The sequence below is a fragment of the Burkholderia thailandensis E264 genome (assembly GCF_000012365.1).
GTDB classification, from domain to species: domain Bacteria; phylum Pseudomonadota; class Gammaproteobacteria; order Burkholderiales; family Burkholderiaceae; genus Burkholderia; species Burkholderia thailandensis.
The window spans coordinates 1,221,288-1,239,422 of record NC_007651.1 but is presented as its reverse complement, the minus strand read 5'-3'; the positions used below and the strand labels follow the sequence as shown (position 1 = coordinate 1,239,422).

17 protein-coding genes, 2 tRNA genes, 1 rRNA gene and 1 pseudogene are annotated in these 18,135 nt (G+C 65.7%); 10 read left to right on the top strand and 11 right to left on the bottom strand.

Annotated elements, in window-relative coordinates; translation table 11 throughout:
- Window positions 1–52: 52 nt before the first annotated feature.
- From BTH_RS17810 to BTH_RS17800, 3 genes are all read right to left on the bottom strand, one after another.
- Window positions 53–128: transfer RNA gene (locus BTH_RS17810), tRNA-Ala, on the bottom strand.
- A 35-nt stretch (window positions 129–163) separates the two neighbouring features.
- Window positions 164–240, bottom strand: a tRNA-Ile gene (locus BTH_RS17805).
- A 64-nt stretch (window positions 241–304) separates the two neighbouring features.
- Window positions 305–1,835, bottom strand: a 16S ribosomal RNA gene (locus tag BTH_RS17800).
- A 612-nt stretch (window positions 1,836–2,447) separates the two neighbouring features.
- Between BTH_RS17800 and BTH_RS17795 the strand changes: the two genes are divergently transcribed.
- Window positions 2,448–3,665 carry a DUF2863 family protein gene (locus BTH_RS17795; RefSeq protein WP_009908715.1) on the top strand — a complete coding sequence of 406 codons (1,218 nt, stop codon included), beginning with the start codon at window positions 2,448–2,450 and terminating at the stop codon, window positions 3,663–3,665.
- Here the strand turns inward: BTH_RS17795 and BTH_RS31335 are convergent.
- Window positions 3,662–3,847, bottom strand: a complete 186-nt coding sequence (locus BTH_RS31335; protein ID WP_127446437.1) for a hypothetical protein — start codon at window positions 3,845–3,847, stop codon at window positions 3,662–3,664. The two genes, BTH_RS17795 and BTH_RS31335, sit on opposite strands and share 4 nt — an antisense overlap.
- Before the next feature lie 21 nt (window positions 3,848–3,868).
- On the opposite strand from BTH_RS31335, the gene BTH_RS17790 reads away from it, so the two are divergent.
- The 3 genes from BTH_RS17790 to BTH_RS17780 all read left to right on the top strand — a co-directional run bounded on the left by BTH_RS17790 (window position 3,869) and on the right by BTH_RS17780 (window position 6,235).
- Window positions 3,869–4,708: a response regulator transcription factor gene (locus tag BTH_RS17790; protein ID WP_009892122.1), complete on the top strand. Its 840-nt coding sequence runs from the start codon at window positions 3,869–3,871 to the stop codon at window positions 4,706–4,708.
- A 66-nt stretch (window positions 4,709–4,774) separates the two neighbouring features.
- Window positions 4,775–5,449 (top strand): energy-coupling factor ABC transporter permease, encoded by a 675-nt coding sequence (locus tag BTH_RS17785; protein ID WP_009892125.1) that lies wholly within the window; start codon window positions 4,775–4,777, stop codon window positions 5,447–5,449.
- Between the two features lie 162 nt (window positions 5,450–5,611).
- The gene (locus BTH_RS17780; RefSeq protein ID WP_009892127.1) at window positions 5,612–6,235 is read left to right on the top strand and encodes a BspC domain-containing protein; all 624 of its coding nucleotides are present in this window, start codon (window positions 5,612–5,614) and stop codon (window positions 6,233–6,235) included.
- Between the two features lie 192 nt (window positions 6,236–6,427).
- Here the strand turns inward: BTH_RS17780 and BTH_RS17775 are convergent, their stop codons facing one another.
- Window positions 6,428–7,582: a M14 family metallopeptidase gene (locus tag BTH_RS17775; RefSeq protein WP_009892128.1), complete on the bottom strand. Its 1,155-nt coding sequence runs from the start codon at window positions 7,580–7,582 to the stop codon at window positions 6,428–6,430.
- Window positions 7,583–7,624: 42 nt separating this feature from the next.
- On the bottom strand, window positions 7,625–8,407 hold the full coding sequence (gene yaaA / locus BTH_RS17770; RefSeq protein WP_009892130.1) for a peroxide stress protein YaaA: 783 nt from the start codon (window positions 8,405–8,407) through the stop codon (window positions 7,625–7,627).
- A gap of 57 nt (window positions 8,408–8,464) precedes the next feature.
- On the opposite strand from yaaA, the gene BTH_RS17765 reads away from it, so the two are divergent.
- Both BTH_RS17765 and BTH_RS17760 read left to right on the top strand, forming a co-directional pair.
- Window positions 8,465–9,142, top strand: coding sequence for a PIN domain-containing protein (locus BTH_RS17765; RefSeq protein ID WP_011401956.1), 678 nt, complete (start codon window positions 8,465–8,467; stop codon window positions 9,140–9,142).
- 39 nt (window positions 9,143–9,181) lie between these two features.
- The gene (locus BTH_RS17760; protein WP_009892133.1) at window positions 9,182–10,354 is read left to right on the top strand and encodes a pyridoxal phosphate-dependent aminotransferase; all 1,173 of its coding nucleotides are present in this window, start codon (window positions 9,182–9,184) and stop codon (window positions 10,352–10,354) included.
- A gap of 185 nt (window positions 10,355–10,539) precedes the next feature.
- Here the strand turns inward: BTH_RS17760 and BTH_RS17755 are convergent, their stop codons facing one another.
- On the bottom strand, window positions 10,540–11,196 hold the full coding sequence (locus tag BTH_RS17755; RefSeq protein ID WP_009892134.1) for a glutathione S-transferase: 657 nt from the start codon (window positions 11,194–11,196) through the stop codon (window positions 10,540–10,542).
- 244 nt (window positions 11,197–11,440) lie between these two features.
- Here BTH_RS17755 and BTH_RS17750 point away from each other — a divergent pair, with 244 nt between their 5' ends.
- The 4 genes from BTH_RS17750 to BTH_RS17735 are packed head-to-tail and all read left to right on the top strand — an operon-like array spanning window position 11,441 to window position 15,360.
- Complete coding sequence (locus tag BTH_RS17750; RefSeq protein WP_009892136.1) at window positions 11,441–12,232, top strand: oxepin-CoA hydrolase, alternative type; 792 nt, start codon at window positions 11,441–11,443, stop codon at window positions 12,230–12,232.
- 8 nt (window positions 12,233–12,240) lie between these two features.
- On the top strand, window positions 12,241–12,954 hold the full coding sequence (locus BTH_RS17745) for a histidine phosphatase family protein (protein ID WP_009892137.1): 714 nt from the start codon (window positions 12,241–12,243) through the stop codon (window positions 12,952–12,954).
- A 27-nt stretch (window positions 12,955–12,981) separates the two neighbouring features.
- Window positions 12,982–14,088, top strand: a complete 1,107-nt coding sequence (locus BTH_RS17740; RefSeq protein ID WP_009892139.1) for a phosphotransferase — start codon at window positions 12,982–12,984, stop codon at window positions 14,086–14,088.
- A 45-nt stretch (window positions 14,089–14,133) separates the two neighbouring features.
- Window positions 14,134–15,360: an acyl-CoA dehydrogenase family protein gene (locus tag BTH_RS17735; RefSeq protein WP_009892140.1), complete on the top strand. Its 1,227-nt coding sequence runs from the start codon at window positions 14,134–14,136 to the stop codon at window positions 15,358–15,360.
- A 207-nt stretch (window positions 15,361–15,567) separates the two neighbouring features.
- On the opposite strand, the pseudogene BTH_RS17730 reads toward BTH_RS17735, so the two are convergent.
- The 4 genes and pseudogenes from BTH_RS17730 to BTH_RS17715 form a co-directional block, all read right to left on the bottom strand.
- A pseudogene (locus BTH_RS17730) lies at window positions 15,568–15,954 on the bottom strand (hypothetical protein); the annotation flags it as partial.
- A 69-nt stretch (window positions 15,955–16,023) separates the two neighbouring features.
- Entirely contained in the window at window positions 16,024–16,506 is a 483-nt protein-coding gene (locus tag BTH_RS17725; RefSeq protein WP_009892143.1) for a MaoC family dehydratase, read from the bottom strand.
- Window positions 16,503–16,961, bottom strand: coding sequence for a MaoC family dehydratase (locus BTH_RS17720; protein WP_009892144.1), 459 nt, complete (start codon window positions 16,959–16,961; stop codon window positions 16,503–16,505). Before BTH_RS17720 ends, BTH_RS17725 begins: the two co-directional genes overlap by 4 nt.
- Before the next feature lie 40 nt (window positions 16,962–17,001).
- Window positions 17,002–18,135 (bottom strand): acyl-CoA dehydrogenase family protein, encoded by a 1,134-nt coding sequence (locus tag BTH_RS17715; protein WP_009892145.1) that lies wholly within the window; start codon window positions 18,133–18,135, stop codon window positions 17,002–17,004.

Below are 18,135 nucleotides of genomic sequence, written 5' to 3'. Positions count from 1 at the left end.
GGCTCAATCGCCAATGCTTAATGCTCGCTTCCAAGCACTTACCATTGAGGATTGGTGGAGGCAGACGGGATCGAACCGACGACCCCCTGCTTGCAAAGCAGGTGCTCTCCCAGCTGAGCTATGCCCCCATACAGAGACACTCAGGTTTATTCCGCCAGACAATTGGTGGGTCTGGTTGGATTCGAACCAACGACCCCCGCCTTATCAAGACGGTGCTCTAACCGACTGAGCTACAGACCCCTGAGTCTGTCCTAATTTACAGCCGATAAGCGTGAGCGCTCAACTTCGCGGATTTAAGCTCGAGAAAGGAGGTGATCCAGCCGCACCTTCCGATACGGCTACCTTGTTACGACTTCACCCCAGTCATGAATCCTACCGTGGTGACCGTCCTCCTTGCGGTTAGACTAGCCACTTCTGGTAAAACCCACTCCCATGGTGTGACGGGCGGTGTGTACAAGACCCGGGAACGTATTCACCGCGGCATGCTGATCCGCGATTACTAGCGATTCCAGCTTCATGCACTCGAGTTGCAGAGTGCAATCCGGACTACGATCGGTTTTCTGGGATTGGCTCCCCCTCGCGGGTTGGCGACCCTCTGTTCCGACCATTGTATGACGTGTGAAGCCCTACCCATAAGGGCCATGAGGACTTGACGTCATCCCCACCTTCCTCCGGTTTGTCACCGGCAGTCTCCTTAGAGTGCTCTTGCGTAGCAACTAAGGACAAGGGTTGCGCTCGTTGCGGGACTTAACCCAACATCTCACGACACGAGCTGACGACAGCCATGCAGCACCTGTGCGCCGGTTCTCTTTCGAGCACTCCCGCCTCTCAGCAGGATTCCGACCATGTCAAGGGTAGGTAAGGTTTTTCGCGTTGCATCGAATTAATCCACATCATCCACCGCTTGTGCGGGTCCCCGTCAATTCCTTTGAGTTTTAATCTTGCGACCGTACTCCCCAGGCGGTCAACTTCACGCGTTAGCTACGTTACTAAGGAAATGAATCCCCAACAACTAGTTGACATCGTTTAGGGCGTGGACTACCAGGGTATCTAATCCTGTTTGCTCCCCACGCTTTCGTGCATGAGCGTCAGTATTGGCCCAGGGGGCTGCCTTCGCCATCGGTATTCCTCCACATCTCTACGCATTTCACTGCTACACGTGGAATTCTACCCCCCTCTGCCATACTCTAGCCTGCCAGTCACCAATGCAGTTCCCAGGTTGAGCCCGGGGATTTCACATCGGTCTTAGCAAACCGCCTGCGCACGCTTTACGCCCAGTAATTCCGATTAACGCTCGCACCCTACGTATTACCGCGGCTGCTGGCACGTAGTTAGCCGGTGCTTATTCTTCCGGTACCGTCATCCACCCCGGTTATTAGCCAGGATGATTTCTTTCCGGACAAAAGTGCTTTACAACCCGAAGGCCTTCTTCACACACGCGGCATTGCTGGATCAGGCTTGCGCCCATTGTCCAAAATTCCCCACTGCTGCCTCCCGTAGGAGTCTGGGCCGTGTCTCAGTCCCAGTGTGGCTGGTCGTCCTCTCAGACCAGCTACTGATCGTCGCCTTGGTAGGCCTTTACCCCACCAACTAGCTAATCAGCCATCGGCCAACCCTATAGCGCGAGGCCCGAAGGTCCCCCGCTTTCATCCACAGATCGTATGCGGTATTAATCCGGCTTTCGCCGGGCTATCCCCCACTACAGGACATGTTCCGATGTATTACTCACCCGTTCGCCACTCGCCGCCAGGCCGAAGCCCGCGCTGCCGTTCGACTTGCATGTGTAAGGCATGCCGCCAGCGTTCAATCTGAGCCAGGATCAAACTCTTCAGTTCAATTCCTGTTACTGTTTTCGGTTGTTTCCAACCGGTCGCTCACTCAAAGCTGACAGGTCATATGAATTGCTTCATAAACCTGACTTACTTTAGTGTGAGACTCTTGATACTTTTGCTTGCGATCCGAAGATCGTCCGCTTACATCAAGCGCCCACACTTATCGGCTGTTCATTGTTAAAGAGCACATCTGCGAGAAAACTTTCCTACTCAACTCCGTCTTCTCAGCAGCGCTGCGTTGTCAGCAGCAGAGAAACGAGATTATGATCACTTATTCGCAGCACGTCAACAACTTTTTTACTACCGTGTCGCGCAGCGTCTGGATCATCGCTTCACGCTCTCGGTCGCAACCACCGCCGACCGCACTACCCGAGCCGTGAAACTTCCCGCCTCCCCTTCGCGCTGCGTTCTCCGTAGCGCGAAAGAGGCGTGATTGTAGGCATAAGCGACGCACCCTGCAAGAGGGTTTCGTAAATTTTTTTGCTCCCCATATAGTCCCACCCGGAGCGCGCTCACCTATCTTTATAGAGAAGGCTGCCGAAAGACCAGCAAACCGCTGAACAAACGCGGAACGGACTAAAATGACAGGTTCCTCGCATCCAACCATGTCAATCTATGCGCCAGCGAACCGCTAAACGCCTCCCTCCCGATGCCGACAAACTGGTCGGTCTGTCGCTCGCGCTGTTTGCGTCCGGCAGCCGCGTCGAAGATCGCTTCTGGGAAGCCAAGCTCGACGCCTTGCTCGCAAAGATCGTCCGCAATGGCAACCAGACCACGCTCGACGCCGCGCTCGATCATCTCCAGCAGAATCACCCGGACGCCTACGGCGCCCTCGCCGACATGGCCGAGACGCACAGCGAATCCCTGTCTGTCGAGCATGACGGCAAGCCGTACGAAGCGCTCCTCGTCGCGATCCCCGTACTCGCGTGGACCCGGTACATGATTCCGTCCGGCGCGCTCAAGACCGAGATCGCCGACGTGTTGCGTACCCACTTGCAAGCGCACGTGCTCGCGCAAGGCACGCTCGTCGCGATGGCGCCCTTTCTCTACAGCATCGATCAACTGCCGCGCCATCATGTCGAAACTTACCGCCTCGCGCAGCAGCTCGCGCATGCGGCGCTCGGCAACCATTCGGTCAAGCTCAATTACGGCGACCTGCCCGAGACGTCGCCGATTCTGGCCGACCCGCGCTTCCTGCTCGCCGTCGTCGCCGCACCCGCCGGCACCCCGCTCTTTCGCTGGCAAGAGGAGGAGCACGGCTCACGGATCGAGCGCGGCCAATGCCTTGAGCAGTGGGCCGCACAGGGCGGCGTCAACCTGTCCGCCGCGCTCCCCGGCTGCGAATTCGAGTGCCTGCTGCCCGACGCGTATTACTCCGCGTGCCGCGATGCCGACGAGCGAATCCGTCCGCACACCGTACGCACCGCGATCCGCTATCTGTTCGACACGATCGGCGCCGCGCCGCAAGAACTGCGGGCCGTGATCGCGGGCTTCGGCGAGCACCGGATCGACGAATATCGCGTCGCATTCACTCGCCGCGGAAGCAACGACGTCATCTATGGCGTCGTCTGGCCGCTCTACGGCCGCGAGAATGGCGAGGCATCAGTCGACGAGGCGACGCTCGAAGCCGAGGCGCCCGCCGACGGACCGCTCGAAGAAATCGCCTCGCTGCTGAAGGAGGCGGGCGTGACCGACATCCGTCGCCACGCCGGCCGATTCGAGCCCGAATATTGCGACGATTGCGGCGTTCCGTTGTACGCCGATCCGCTCGGCGAGATCGTCCATGCGGAGATGCCGGAGGACGCGACGCCCGCGCAACCGCACTTCCATTAAAGTCCGCCCAGCGCCGCGCCATCAGGCGCGGGCGTTTCGTCGAAGGCCGCCTCGAGCTCCCGCTCGAGGCGGCCTTCGCGTTTTGGTTTGTCTGAATTTTTCTTATGCCTTTCAGCCAGGCCGACATTTTGTAACGCTTTTGTCATTATTGAGGAGATGGCACTCGTCGTTTTCTCGATCAATCGGATAAGCGGAGGCATAACATGAGGTTTCTGGTGCTCAATTCGGACGCAGAGCGTCGCGACGGCTTGAAAACCCTGCTGCGTCAAATCGACCGACATGCCGGCTACAACGACGCCAAGGACTGGCGGCAGGCGCAACGGCTCATCAAGCAGCAAGGCTTCGACTTGATCGCGGTCGACTGGCAGGACATCAAGCGGCTCGGCGATCTGCACGCGCTTTGCCAGGCTTGCGCGCCCACGCCCGTCGCGGCGCTCACCGACGACGCGTCGCCCGAACACGCACAGGCGCTCTTCAATGCCGGCGTACTCGGCGTCATTCCGCGTTCCACGCGCCCGCACCTCATCGTTCGCGCGCTCGAAATGGTGCTGCTAGGCGGACACTACGTGCCGCCGAGCGCCCTGAACCTCACCGAGCCGATTGCGCGCGCGAGGGACGGCCGTGTCGACGCGATCGTCAGCCAGTTGCCGCGCAGGAAGCGCTCGCCTTGCAGCCTGCTGTCGCCGCGACAAGCCCAAATCATGCGCTTCGTTCACATGGGCAGCACCAACAAGATGATCGCGCGCACGCTCGGCATCAGCGAAGGCACGGTCAAGATTCATCTGGCCAGCATCTTCCAACAGTTAGGTGCGACAAATCGCGCCGCCGCGGTCGCGATTTACAACGGCTGGCTCCCGCCGCATCTCGAAGTGCTGCTATCCGCACGCGAGACTTCGCCGAAACCCGTACACGGCGCGGCCGGCCCCGTGCCGCTGCGCCCCGCGAATTCGCGGCATCCGTACCCGCTCGCCGCCGAAAACGAATCGTCTGCCCAGCCGCTCGTCGCGGCAGAACCGGACGCGCCGTTCAAAGCGAACGAATAGCCGGTAAAACCCGCGTAGAGGGTGAATCCATTCCCATCTTTTGTATTCAACGAGTAATATAAAAACATGGGTTTCCTCTACACGCCGCTTCCGTTCTGGGTCGCTGTCGGTGGCTGGATCGCCGCCGTGGGGCTGCTCGCCCTCGCGCTGTGGAAACGCCCGTTCGGCCGTCTGCAGGACGCGACGCTGCAGCACGTGTGGCTCGCGCTCGTGACCACGATCACGGTGCTGTGGGCATCCAACGCGTGGCTCGACGACGGCCTCGTCATGCATCTCCTCGGCGCGACGCTGCTCGTCACGCTGTTCGACTGGACCCTCGCGCTCGTCGGGATGGCGGCCGTGATCGGCATCGCGGCGATCGTGTTCGATGCGACGTGGCAAGGCGTCGGACTCACCTACCTCGTCTATGGCGCACTGCCCGTCGTCGTATCGACGCTGCTGCAACGCGCCGCGCTCGCGTGGCTGCCGCACAACCTGCCCGCGCTCATCGTCGGCCAGGGCTTCGTATCGCCCGCGATCGCGGTGGGCGTCGTCGCAGCGGCGGCGGCCGGCGTGCAGATCGCGATCGCCGAGGGCACGCTCGTCGTCGTGCCGTCCGGCTATGCGTTGAACGCATTGCTGCTCGCGCTCGGCGAGGCGTGGTTCACCGGCATGGCGACCGCGCTGATCGCCGTCTATCGGCCCGCGTGGGTCACGACCTCCGACGTGCGCCGCTACCGTCTCGGCGGGCCGCGCGCGTGAGCCCGGCCGCCTGACCGCCGGCGCGGCCCCGCTCGCACGCCACGTGCCATACGGACAATCGCTCTACTGCGCCGCCGAAAAATTACGCTAAGATGGAACCCTGCTCTTCATCGGGCATCTCACGTGCCTGGTGTCTCTATCGCGCTTATCTCATACCTCTAGATGGACAGCTTTCCCGCCTCGCTTCGCCTGCTCGGCGCGCTCGGCAAGCTGACGGCCTGTGTCGCGGGCCTGTCGCTCACGTTCGCCGCGCCCGCGTTCGCCGACTTGCTCGACCAACGCGCCGAACTCATCAACAAATACGTCAACGAAATGCATGCCGATCCGCTCGTCGCGGATTGCGCCGCGCACGGCAACTTCATCGCCAGCACGTCGAGCGCGTTCGATCACGTCGAATTTCCGCCGAACGCATTCGAAAGCGGCAACGCATCGATCACGCCCTGGAACGACTCGTTCGACGAAGGCAAGCAGCGCGTGAAGGTCGACAACATCGTGACCGTCGAGGGCCTCGGCGTGCGCAGCAGCGGCGGCGATCCGGAACATCTGAAGTTTCGCTGCGGCTACGTCGGCACGCAAATGCTCGCGTTCAGTTGGAACGATCCGGTGCCGCCCGCCAAGCCGCGCGTCGAACGCGCGACATCGCCGAAGAAGAAACTGCGTGCTCACTCGGGCAAAGGCAAGGTCAAGGCGAAAGCGACGGGCAAAGGCGGCAAGCGCGCGGCGTCGACGAAGAAATCGAGCACGAAGAAGAAAGCCGTGAAGAAACGCTCGACGCGCAAGTCGTGACGCGACCGGCCGGGCACCGTACCGACCGCCGGACAGGACCGACGTCGGCGGCGCCGACCAACGCGTAGAACGCGCCACCATTGGCCCATCGGCCGGACGCAAAAAAGCCGGAGCGCGGCGATGCCGCTCCGGCTTTTTCATGCGCGCCCGATGCGCGCATCCGCCGCACCGGGACGAGCGCTCAGGCCGCGCTCAGGCGAAAGCCCTCACGTGCTCGAGGATCGCGCCCAGCGCCGCCGCGCCGAGCGACGCACTGCGCGCGCCGCTCCAGCCGGCATGCTCGTCGGGCAGATTCGCGTTGTCCTTGAACGGCATTTCGAGCGTCAGCGACAGGCAGCCGAACCGATGCCCGATGTACTTCGACGCGAGCTTGAGCGCATCTTCCTTGTACTTGCCGGGCGGATAGCCATGCTCGTCCTGGAAATCGGGGCTCGCGCGCTTGAACGCGTTGATGAATGCGCTCTGCTCGACGCGCTGCCGCTCGGTGAAGCCGGGCAGCATCTCGGAGCCGGCCGCGAATACGTACGGCAGATCCTCGTCGCCGTGGATATCGAAGAACAGATCACAGCCGATCGAATGAATCGCATCGCGCACGACCAGCACTTCGGGGCTGCGCGCGGCGTCCGGCTCCATCCATTCGCGATTCAGGTTCGCGCCCGCCGCGTTCGTGCGCAGGTTGCCGTGCACGCTGCCGTCCGGGTTCATGTTCGGCACGATGTAGAACGTCGCATGTTCGTACAGCTTGCGCGCGACCGGATCGCCCGACCAGTCGCCCCAGCCGACGAGCCGCTTCACGAGCCCTTCGACGAACCATTCCGCCATCGATTCTCCCGGATGCTGGCGCGCGATGATCCACACCTTCTTCTTCGCGACGCCCGCGTCGTCGGGCGTGCCGAGCACGACGAGCGACATCGGCCGCCCCTCGACCGTGCGGCCCAACTCGACGACGCTCGCTTGCGGCATCTGCTGGACTGCGCCGAGAAACTCCGAATGGCGTTCTTCGCCGTACGGCTCGAAATACGCGTAATGGATGCTGTCGAAATCGGGCGTATGGTCGATCGTCAGCACCTGGCCGTCGTACGACGTCGGCACGCGGAACCAGTTGACCCGGTCGTAGCTCGCGACCGCGCGATAGTCGCGCCAGCCCGCCGGATACGCGCAGTCGTTCGCGTTCTCGAACGTCATCACGCAACGCTCGCCGCGCGCGCCCGTCAGCCGGAAGTAGAACCACTGCGCGAACTCGGAACGATTGTCGCCGCGCACGCGCAGCCGGATCGCGTCCGCGCGCTCGCACGACACGACGTCGATCGCGCCCGCGTCGAAATTGCTCGTTATCGACAGAGTCATTGCATCTCCTGGTTGCGACAGCCGCTTCGGGCCGCCGGACATTCAAGCGCCAGCACGGCGGCGAAACACGAAGGTGTCGTCGTTCGACGCCGCTTCGTCGAACGCATAGCCTTCCGATGCGAAATCCTTCAGCACGTCGGGCGAACCGATCCGCCCTTCGACGACGTAGCGCGCCATCAGCCCGCGCGCGCGCTTCGCGTGGAAACTGATGATCTTGTAACGGCCGTCCTTCCAGTCCTCGAACACCGGCGTGACGACGCGCGCGTCGAGCAGCTTCGGCTTCACCGACTTGAAGTACTCGGCCGACGCGCAATTGACGAGCACGCGCGACGCGCCTTCGCGCGTCTTCAGCTCGGCGTTCAATGCGTGCGTGATCCGCTCGCCCCAGAATGCGTACAGATCCTTGCCGCGCGCGTTCGTGAAGCGCGTGCCCATTTCGAGCCGGTACGGCTGCAGCAGATCGAGCGGCCGCAGCAGCCCGTAGAGCCCCGACAGCACGCGAACGTGCCGCTGCGCGTAGTCGAGATCGTCGGGCGACAGCGAGCGCGCGTCGAGGCCCTCGTACACGTCGCCGTTGAACGCGAGCACCGCCTGCTTCGCGTTCGCCGGCGTCGACGTGCGCGACCAGTCCGCGTAGCGCTGGAAATTCAGCCGCGCGAGCGGGTCCGAAATGCTCATCAGCGTGCCGATCTGCTGCGGCGACAGCCGGCGCAGCTCGTCGATCAGCGCGGCCGCGTCGTCGGCGAACTGGGGCAGCGTGTGATGGGAAACGTGGGGCGGGGTTTCGTAGTCGAGCGATTTCGCCGGGGAGAGAACGATTATCATAGAGGCTCGCCGGCACGCCGTGCCGCGCAGTCAGACGAAAACCACCGATTGTAACGAATGCCCAGCTCCGACGCTCCCCGCGCCGGTCGCCGCGTAGTGCTCGATTCGAACGTCTGGATCGACATCCTCGTGTTCGACGACCCCGACGCCCGCCCGATCCGCGATGCCCTCGAAACGGGCGCCATCACGGCGCTCATCGACGTCCGCTGCCTGATCGAGCTCGAGCGCGTGCTCGACTACCCGCAGTTCAAGGCGCGCGAGGTCGACAAGGCCGCCGCGCTCGCCACGGTCGCGCGCCTGTCGGTACGCGTCGCCGGGCCCGGCCGCGGCGATGCGCGCGCGGCCGCCGCGACGGACGCAGGCGCGAATGCCTCGCCCGCGCTCGCCGCGTCGCCGGAACGCGTGCCCGACGCCGGCGATGCGCTGAACGGCTCGGACGTGCAGCACGCTTCGGACGCGCAAGCGGGCCGCGCGCGTCCGTCGCCCCCCGCCGACGCGGCCGCGCCTTTTCCGGCCGACGACGCGCCGCCGCGACCACTGCCGAAGTGCCGCGACCGCGACGACCAGAAATTCCTCGAACTCGCTTATGCGGCGCGCGCCGACTGGCTCGTATCGAAGGATCGCGCACTGTTGAAGCTCACGCGCCGCACCGAGCGCGACTTCGGATTCCGGATCGCGCAACCCGCGCCGTTCGCCGCCAGCGCGCTCGCGACCAACGCCTCCAAGCCGGCGTAAGCGACGCGCCCGCCCCAACCCCTTTTTGCGCCAGCCACGATGAACGCACCGCACGACATGCCTACGACGCCCACTCTCCTCTCGCGCCTGCCCGACGTCGGCACGACGATTTTCACGGTCATGAGCGCGCTCGCCGCGGAAAAGGGCGCGGTCAATCTCGGCCAGGGCTTTCCCGATTTCGATTGCGATCCGCGCATCGTGGACGCGGTCGCTCGCGCGATGCGCGACGGCCGCAACCAGTATCCGCCGATGGCGGGCATCGCGCCGCTGCGTGAAGCGATCGCCGACAAGATCGCGCGGCTCTACGGCCACCGCTACGATGCCGCGACCGAGATCACCGTGACGGCGGGCGCGACGCAGGCGCTCCTGACCGCGATCCTGTGCGCGGTGCATCCGGGCGACGAGGTGATCGTGATCGAGCCGACCTACGACAGCTACCTGCCGTCGATCGAGCTGGCGGGCGCGACGCCCGTGTTCGTCACGCTGAACGCGCCCGACTACGCGATTCCGTTCGACAAGCTCGCCGCGGCGATCACGCCGAAGACGCGTGCGATCCTGATCAACACGCCGCACAATCCGACGGGCACCGTGTGGCGCGAGGCTGACATGCGCGCGCTCGCGGACATCGTGCGCGGCACCCATCTGCTGATCGTGTCCGACGAGGTCTACGAGCACATGGTCTACGACGGCACGCGCCACGAGAGCGTCGCCCGCTATCCGGAGCTCGCCGCGCGCAGCATCGTCGTGTCGAGCTTCGGCAAGACCTTCCACGTGACGGGCTGGAAGGTCGGCTACGTCGCCGCGCCCGCGCCGCTCACGGCGGAGTTCCGCAAGGTGCACCAGTTCAACGTGTTCACGGTCAACACGCCGATGCAGTTCGGCCTCGCCGATTACCTGCGCGACCCCGAGCCGTATCTGACGCTGCCCGCGTTCTATCAGAAGAAGCGCGACTTCTTCCGCGCGGGGCTCGCGAACACGCGCTTCAAGTTGCTGCCTTGCGCGGGCACGTATTTCCAGTGTGTCGATTATTCGACGATCAGCGATCTGCCGGAAGCGGAGTTCGCGAAATGGCTGACGACCGAGATCGGCGTCGCCGCGATTCCGGTGTCGGCGTTCTATCACGAGCCGCATGAATCGGGCGTCGTGCGCTTCTGCTTCGCGAAGCGCGAAGACACGCTCGCCACCGCGCTCGAACGGCTCGCGCGCCTGTAGCCCTCGGCAACGCGGCGCAGGCGTCATGCGCGCCGCCGCGAAACCGCCCGCTCGACGCGCCGCGCCAAGACTCGATCGGGCAGCCGGTCGATCCATCGAGCGGCCCGCGCCGCCAATCCGCCACCCACACCGCCGATGCGGGCCGGCGCGCGTCGCGCGCCGCCGCACGCATCACGCCCGTCGCATCAACCCTGCTTCGCCAGCCCCGCGATGAACGCCTTGCGCTCCTCGCTCACTCGCTTCGCGGCCGGCCGCTCCTCCTCGATGCGCTTCACGTATGACTTCCAGTCGATCCCGGCGTCGGCGATGAAATCGCGGCCATAAATCGCCTTCGTCGCGAGCGCGGTGATCGGAAAATGGACGAACGCGGCGATGTCGGCGATGCAGAACGTATCGCCGAGCACGTAAGGCGAGAATCTCGCAAGCCGCTTGAAGCCGTCGAGCGCGCGCGGCATGCGCTCCTCGACGTGCGCCTTCGTGCCGTCGCTCACCTTGCCGCCGAAGAATGCCTCCGGAAACAGCTCGCGCGCGTTCCATTCGACATACAGCTCGAGCACCGTCATGATCTCGCGCGCCTTCGCGGCGTCGAACGGGTCGGCCGGGAAAATGCGTTTGTCCGGGTGGCTCGCGGCGAGATATTCGACGATCGCCTGCGATTCGCTGAGCGCGCCGCGCTCGGTCAGCAGATACGGCACCTTGCCGAGCGGCGTGTCGGCGAAGCACGCGGGATCCTTGATCGGGACATTGACGAGCGTCTCGTCGAACGGAATGCCGTGCTCGATCAGGACGAACTTGACCTTGTTGTAGTAATTGGACACGGGAAAACCACACAGCCGCAGCATCAAAGTCTCCTTTGTCTTGAGAAATGGGCCGCGCGCGACGCGTCCCGCGCGGCATGACGCCGAAAAGCACGTTCATGCTAGTCTAAAGCAACTTCGAAGCGCGCCGCGACTTTTGCGCCGCCGCGCATTTCGAGCATGGCCTCAAAACATGCCGGCCAAGCCGGCCGGGACGATGTCCGATCGCGCGACGCACAGGCGCGGCGCATCGCTCCCGACGCCCGTCGAATTCAAGGAGACTCACTGCATGAGCGCAGAACTGCTCGCGTCGCGCCCGCCGGAAAGCGAATCGACGCTCGTCCTCACGCTGTCCAATCCCGGCGCGCGCAACGCGCTGCATCCCGACATGTACGCCGCCGGCCTCGAGGCGCTGAACACGGCGGAACGCGATCCGTCGATTCGAGCGGTCGTGCTGACGGGCGCGGACCGCTTCTTCTGCGCGGGCGGCAACCTGAACCGGCTGCTCGACAATCGCGCGAAGCATCCGTCCGTGCAGGCGGCAAGCATCGATCTGCTCGGCGAATGGATCACCGCAATCAACACGGCGACGAAACCCGTGATCGCGGCGGTCGAGGGCGCGGCCGCGGGGGCGGGCTTCTCGCTCGCGCTCGCATGCGATCTGCTCGTCGCCGCCGACGACGCGAAATTCGTGATGTCGTATGCGCGCGTCGCGCTCACGCCGGACGGCGGCGGCTCGTGGTTCCTCGTGCGTGCGCTGCCCCGCGCACTCGCGGCCGAGATCCTGTTCGAAGGCAAACCGGCCGCCGCGACGCGGCTGCACGAGCTCGGCGTCGTGAACCGGCTGACGAAGCCGGGCGCCGCGCGCGACGAGGCGATCGCCTGGGCCGACGAGCTCGGCAGGATGTCGCCGAACGCGCTCGCACGAATCAAGTCGCTGATCGCCGACGCGCAGACGCAGCCGCTCGCCGCGCATCTCGCCGCGGAGCGCGATCACTTCGTCGCGTCGCTGCATCACGCGGACGCGCTCGAAGGCATCACCGCGTTCCTCGACAAGCGCGCCCCCGTCTACAAACGCTGACGCCCGCCATGTCCTATCAATTGCCGAAACGCCGCCGCATCTACCTGATGCGTCATGGCGACGTCACCTACTTCGACGCGAGCGGCCGCCCGTTCGATCAGGACGCCGTGCCGCTCAACGAGCGCGGCCGGATGCAGGCGGCCGCGGCCGGACGCGCGTTCGCCGAGCAGAACGTGCGCTTCGACCGCGTGATCGCGAGCGGACTGCCGCGCACGATCGAAACCGCGCAGCGCGTGCTCGCCGAAACCGGCCAGCGGCTCGACATCGACATCGAACCCGCGTGGCGCGAAATTCGCGGCGGCTTCCTCGCAGACATTCCGCCCGAGGAGCAGGAAGCCGCGTTCCTGCGTGTGCTCGACGGCATCGTCGCCGAGCACACGCGCTTTCTCGGCGGCGAGACGATCGGCGAGCTGATCGACCGCGTGCTGCCGCCGCTCGCCGCGCTGCGCGCGGACCCGGCGTGGGACACCGTGCTGCTCGTGCTGCACGGCGGCGTGAACTGTGCGCTGCTGTCGCACGCGACGGTGCCCGGGCACCGGCTCTTCATCGGCACGCTGTCGCAGTCCGCGGGCTGCATCAACGCGCTCGACGTCGGCGAGCGCGACGACGACTGGGTCGTGCGGCTCGTCAATTACTCGCCGCCCGAAGCGCTGCACCGCGACGTGCGCAACACGACGATGGAAGTGCTGTATCACCAGTTCTTGCAAAGCACGCGCGTGTAGGCGCATCGCGCGGATCAGGGGGACACGATGGAAGCCGAGCACGATCCGAACTCCCGGCAAACCGATTACGCCGCGTTCGAAGGCACGCGCCCCGTCGGCGATGCGCAACGCTTCGACGTCGACGCGCTCGCCGCGTGGCTCGCCAAGCATGTCGACGGCTTCGCCGGCCCGCTCGCCGTCGAGCAGTTCAAGGGCGGCCAATCCAATCCGACGTTCAAGCTCGTCACGCCCGCGCGCAGCTACGTGCTGCGCGCGAAGCCCGCGCCCGCGGCGAAGCTGCTGCCGTCCGCGCATGCGATCGAGCGCGAGTATCGCGTGATGGCCGCGCTCGCGAACACGGACGTGCCCGTCGCGCCGATGCTCGCGCTCTGCGACGACGAGAGCGTGATCGGCCGCGCGTTCTACGTGATGGGCTTCGTCGACGGCCGCGTGCTGTGGGACCCGTCGCTGCCCGGCATGACGCCCGCGGAGCGCGGCCGCCATTACGACGAGATGAACCGGGTGATCGCGGCGTTGCATTCGATCGACCCGCAGGCCGTCGGGCTCGCCGATTACGGCAAGTCCGGCAACTATCTCGCGCGTCAGATCGCACGCTGGAGCAAGCAGTATCTCGCGTCGGAAACCGAGCCGATCGATGCGATGCATCGGCTGATCGACTGGCTGCCTCAGCATCTGCGGCCCGAATCCGAGAACGGCGCGCGCGTGTCGATCGTGCACGGCGACTACCGGCTCGACAATCTGATCTTCGATCCGCACGCGCCACGCGTGCTCGCGGTGCTCGACTGGGAACTGTCGACGCTCGGCGATCCGCTCGCCGATTTCGCGTACCACTGCATGGCGTGGCACGTCGCGCCCGAAAGCTTTCGCGGCATCGCGGGGCTCGATCTGCGCGCGCTCGGCATTCCCGACGAAGCGCATTACGTCGCGCGCTATTGCGAGCGCACGGGCCTCACGATGCCCGACAACTGGCATTTCTATCTCGCGTACAACATGTTCCGAATCGCCGCGATCCTGCAGGGCATCATGAAGCGCGTCGTCGACGGCACCGCATCGAGCGCGCAGGCACTCGATGCCGGCCGCCGCGCGCGGCCGATGGCCGAGCTCGCGTGGCGCTACGCACAGCACGCGCGCTAGCCGCGCGCCCTCCTTTCACCGAACCGATCGATCAGCGAGGCAGCCATGCATTTCGATTACGCCCCGAAAGTCGAAGCGTTGCGCGCACGGCTCAACGCGTTCTTCGACGAGCACATCTATCCGAACGAGCGCGCGTTCCATGAAGAAATCGCGCTCAACCGGCGCGCCGGCAACGCATGGCAGCCGGTCGCACTGATCGAGACGCTGAAGGCGAAAGCGCGCGCCGCGGGCCTGTGGAACCTGTTTTTGCCCGATTCGACGCGCGGCGCCGGCCTCACGAATCTCGAATACGCGCCGCTTTGCGAAATCATGGGCCGCGTGCCGTGGGCACCCGAGGTCTTCAACTGCAATGCGCCCGATACCGGCAACATGGAAACGCTCGAGCGCTACGGCACCGATGCGCACAAGGCGACGTGGCTCGAGCCGCTGCTCGACGGCGCGATCCGCTCGGCGTTCCTGATGACGGAGCCCGAAGTCGCGTCGTCGGATGCGACGAATATCCGCACGCGCATCGAACGCGACGGCGAGCACTACGTGATCAACGGCCACAAGTGGTGGTCGTCCGGCGCGGGCGACCCGCGCTGCAAGCTCTACATCGTGATGGGCAAGACGAACCCCGATGCGCCCCGCCACGCGCAGCAGTCGATGATTCTCGTGCCGTCGGACGCGCCCGGCATCACCGTGCGCCGGCCGCTGAACGTATTCGGCTACGACGACGCACCGCACGGCCACATGGAGATCACGCTCGAGAACGTGCGCGTGCCCGCGTCGAATCTGCTGCTCGGCGAAGGGCGCGGCTTCGAGATCGCGCAAGGCCGGCTCGGACCGGGCCGCATCCATCACTGCATGCGGCTCGTCGGGCTCGCGGAGCGCGCGCTCGAGCTGATGTGCCGGCGCGCGTCGGAGCGCGTCGCGTTCGGCAAGCCGGTCGCCGCGCAGACAGTCACGCAGGAGCGGATTGCCGAGGCGCGCTGCATGATCGAGCAGGCGCGGCTCCTCACGCTGAAGACCGCTTATATGATGGACACCGTCGGCAACAAGGGGGCGCGCGGCGAGATCGCGATGATCAAGGTGGTCGCGCCGAACATGGCGTGCCAGGTGATCGACTGGGCGATCCAGGCGCACGGCGGCGGCGGCGTCAGCGACGACTTCCCGCTCGCCTATGCGTACGCGAGCGCACGAACGCTACGCTTCGCGGACGGGCCGGATGAGGTCCACCGCAACGCGATCGCGAAACTCGAGCTCGCACGCCACGCGCCGTCGCCGGCCTGACACGCGCGCCGCGCGGCGAAACGAGAAACCGGCGGGCGACGGCGCGCGGCCCGCCGCCCGCCGTCCCGTTTGTCTCATTCGCACTGCAACACACCGCGCTTGCTTCGGTTGCCGCGCGGCTGCGGCATGCAGCCCCGAACGTTCTTCAAGGGAAGGATCGCGATCGGCCGCCGCGTCGGCCAACAAACCGCGCCTGCGCCCAAGCCGTCATACGCGGCCGCCGCGTGACGAGCCCGACGCGGCGATGCCCGCCTTCGACGCGGACGGCGTCGGCGCCTGCCGCCAGCACTCTCGCCCCCGCGGCATGCGAGCGGCGTTCGCCACGGTGATCGTCAGGCCGTCCGTCGCGCAATAGCCTGCCGGCGACGCGAGCGCGGCGCCGTCCAGCGTATTCTCGACATGCTCACGATCGTGGCCCGCCGCGCAGCCGGGCGCCTGCTGCAACGCGATCGGCGTGCCGCCGATCGACGCGAGCGCATTGCGCGACACGCGCAGCCGGCAAACGTCGCCGAGCGCTCGCACGCCGGCGTACCTGCCCTGGGAAATCTGGTTGGCGGTCACCGCCACGCTGGTCGCTCCGCACGACCGCGTATCGAACGATGAGTTTCCAAAGGATCGCCTGTCCGTGCACGAGATCGCACACATGCGCCGCGCGAACCCCGTTCAGAAATAATGCAGCGTGATGAATTCGGCTGCGCAGGCCGGCACCGGCTGCCCGCCCAACTCGACCTCCACCGACACTGCCCAGACCGCCTGCACGCCGCCCTGCTTCGCCGGCCCCGTCTCCTTCACTGCGAAGAGCGCGCGCACGCGCGAACCGACCGGCACCGGCTTCAGGAAACGCACGCGATTCAGGCCATAGTTCACGCCCATCCGCTGTTCGAAGCGCAGCGTGCCGGTCATCAGCGCCGGAATCAGCGACAGCGTGAGAAAACCATGCGCGATCGGTCCGCCGAACGGCGACTCGCGCGCGGCACGCTCGGGATCGACGTGAATCCATTGATGATCGCCGGTCGCATCGGCGAACCGGTCGACGCGCGCCTGGTCGACGTCGATCCAGCCGCTCGCGAGCGGCGCCGCGCCGACGCGCGCATGCAGCGCGTCGGCCGACGCGACGACCGGCAGTTCGTTCGCGCTCGCCGTCATGCGCTCCCCTGCGGCGACCGCAACCCGAAGATCACCTTCGAGCGCACCGTGATGACGATCTCGCCCTCTTCGTTGACGCCTTCCCATTCGGTCGTCACGATCCCGCGGTCCGGCTTGCTCTCGGACAGCCGCTTGTCGAGAACCTTGCTGTACATCGTGATCGTGTCGCCCGCGCGCACCGGCTTGATCCATCGAATCCCCTCGATGCCCGGCGAGCCCATGCTCGTCGAGCCTTGGAGCACGTTGCGCACGAGCATGCCCATGAACACCGAGCACGTATGCCAGCCGCTCGCGACGAGCCCGCCGAACATCGACGACTTCGCCGCTTCCGCGTCGACGTGAAACGGTTGCGGATCGTAAGCCTGCGCGAACGTGACGATCTCGTCGGCCGTGAATCGATGCTTGCCGACTTCGGTTCTACCGCCGACTTCCAGGTCTTCGTAACTGATACCCATCGAGCTTCTCCGTGAAATGAAACGGGCGGGCGCCGCCCGCTCAGGCATCCTGCAGCGCCGCGAAATCCGGCAGCGACGCGAAACGCGCGAGGTGATGATCGACGTCGCCGAGCGTCGTTTCGATGATCGACAGACGCTTGAAGAGATGCGCGGCCGCGACCTCGTCCGTGACGCCCATTCCGCCGTGCAACTGCACCGCCTGCTGACCGACGAAGCGCGCGGCCTGCCCGACGCGCGCCTTCGCCGCCGACACCGCCTTGCGGCGCGCGTTCGCGTCGCCGCTCGCGTAGCGCACCGCCGCGAGATAAGTGAGCGAGCGCGCCTGTTCGGCGTGGATCAGCATGTCGACCATCCGGTGCTGCAGCGCCTGGAAACGCGCGATCGGCATGCCGAACTGTTCGCGCGTCTTCGTGTAGTCGAGCGTCGCGCGGTTGAGCGCGTCGAGCGCGCCGATCGCTTCGCCGCACAACAGCACGATTCCATAGTCGGCGATCCGCTTGAGCGCGGCCGCGTCGCGCTCGCCGCCCGCGAGCGCGCGAGCGGGCGTGTTCGACAGGCGGATCGTCGCCGCGCGCTGGCCGTCGATCGTCCGATAGTCGACGATGTCGACGCCTGCCGCGCCGCGCTCGATCGCGAAGAGGCCGATCGCGCCGTTCGGCAGCCGCGCGGGCGCGATCAGCACGTCCGCCTGCGCGCCGTGCCGGACGACCGACTTGACGCCCGTCAGCACGAATTTGTCGCCGACCGGCCGCGCGACGGTCGCGATCGCGAACAGGTCGTGGCGTGCGCGCGGCTCATGGAACGCGACCGCGAGCTTCGCGTCGCCCTGCGCCGCGCGCTCGAGGAGCGCCGCGTCCTCGCCGGCGCCCGAACCCGCGACACGCAGCGCCTCGATCCCGACGGCCGTCGCCCAATAAGGCTCGACGACGAGCGCGCGCCCAAGCTCCTGCGTCGCGACGAGCATGTCGACTGCGCCGCCGCCGAAACCGCCGTGCGCTTCCGGCACGGGCAGCGCGGTCAGGCCCAGCTCGGCGAACGCGCGCCACTGGTCGGCCGACACACCCGCGTCCGAATGGACGATCGCGCACCGTGCGTCGAAGCCGTAGCGCTCATCGAGATAGCGGCGCAGCGCATCGGCGAATTGCTGTTGTTCTTCGCTGAAGGTGAAGTTCAT

Excerpts from the sequence above, each read along its gene's own strand:
- BTH_RS17795 (WP_009908715.1), top strand. The coding sequence starts at position 2,448 with ATGCGCCAGCGAACCGCTAAACGCCTCCCTCCCGATGCCGACAAACTG.
- BTH_RS17790 (WP_009892122.1), top strand. The coding sequence starts at position 3,869 with ATGAGGTTTCTGGTGCTCAATTCGGACGCAGAGCGTCGCGACGGCTTG.
- yaaA (WP_009892130.1), bottom strand. The coding sequence starts at position 8,407 with ATGATAATCGTTCTCTCCCCGGCGAAATCGCTCGACTACGAAACCCCG.
- BTH_RS17740 (WP_009892139.1), top strand. The coding sequence starts at position 12,982 with ATGGAAGCCGAGCACGATCCGAACTCCCGGCAAACCGATTACGCCGCG.
- BTH_RS17720 (WP_009892144.1), bottom strand. The coding sequence starts at position 16,961 with ATGGGTATCAGTTACGAAGACCTGGAAGTCGGCGGTAGAACCGAAGTC.
- BTH_RS17725 (WP_009892143.1), bottom strand. The coding sequence starts at position 16,506 with ATGACGGCGAGCGCGAACGAACTGCCGGTCGTCGCGTCGGCCGACGCG.
- BTH_RS17760 (WP_009892133.1), top strand. The coding sequence starts at position 9,182 with ATGAACGCACCGCACGACATGCCTACGACGCCCACTCTCCTCTCGCGC.
- BTH_RS17780 (WP_009892127.1), top strand. The coding sequence starts at position 5,612 with ATGGACAGCTTTCCCGCCTCGCTTCGCCTGCTCGGCGCGCTCGGCAAG.
- BTH_RS17785 (WP_009892125.1), top strand. The coding sequence starts at position 4,775 with ATGGGTTTCCTCTACACGCCGCTTCCGTTCTGGGTCGCTGTCGGTGGC.
- BTH_RS17735 (WP_009892140.1), top strand. The coding sequence starts at position 14,134 with ATGCATTTCGATTACGCCCCGAAAGTCGAAGCGTTGCGCGCACGGCTC.
- BTH_RS17715 (WP_009892145.1), bottom strand. The coding sequence starts at position 18,135 with ATGAACTTCACCTTCAGCGAAGAACAACAGCAATTCGCCGATGCGCTG.
- BTH_RS17765 (WP_011401956.1), top strand. The coding sequence starts at position 8,465 with ATGCCCAGCTCCGACGCTCCCCGCGCCGGTCGCCGCGTAGTGCTCGAT.
- BTH_RS17755 (WP_009892134.1), bottom strand. The coding sequence starts at position 11,196 with ATGCTGCGGCTGTGTGGTTTTCCCGTGTCCAATTACTACAACAAGGTC.
- BTH_RS17775 (WP_009892128.1), bottom strand. The coding sequence starts at position 7,582 with ATGACTCTGTCGATAACGAGCAATTTCGACGCGGGCGCGATCGACGTC.
- BTH_RS17745 (WP_009892137.1), top strand. The coding sequence starts at position 12,241 with ATGTCCTATCAATTGCCGAAACGCCGCCGCATCTACCTGATGCGTCAT.
- BTH_RS17750 (WP_009892136.1), top strand. The coding sequence starts at position 11,441 with ATGAGCGCAGAACTGCTCGCGTCGCGCCCGCCGGAAAGCGAATCGACG.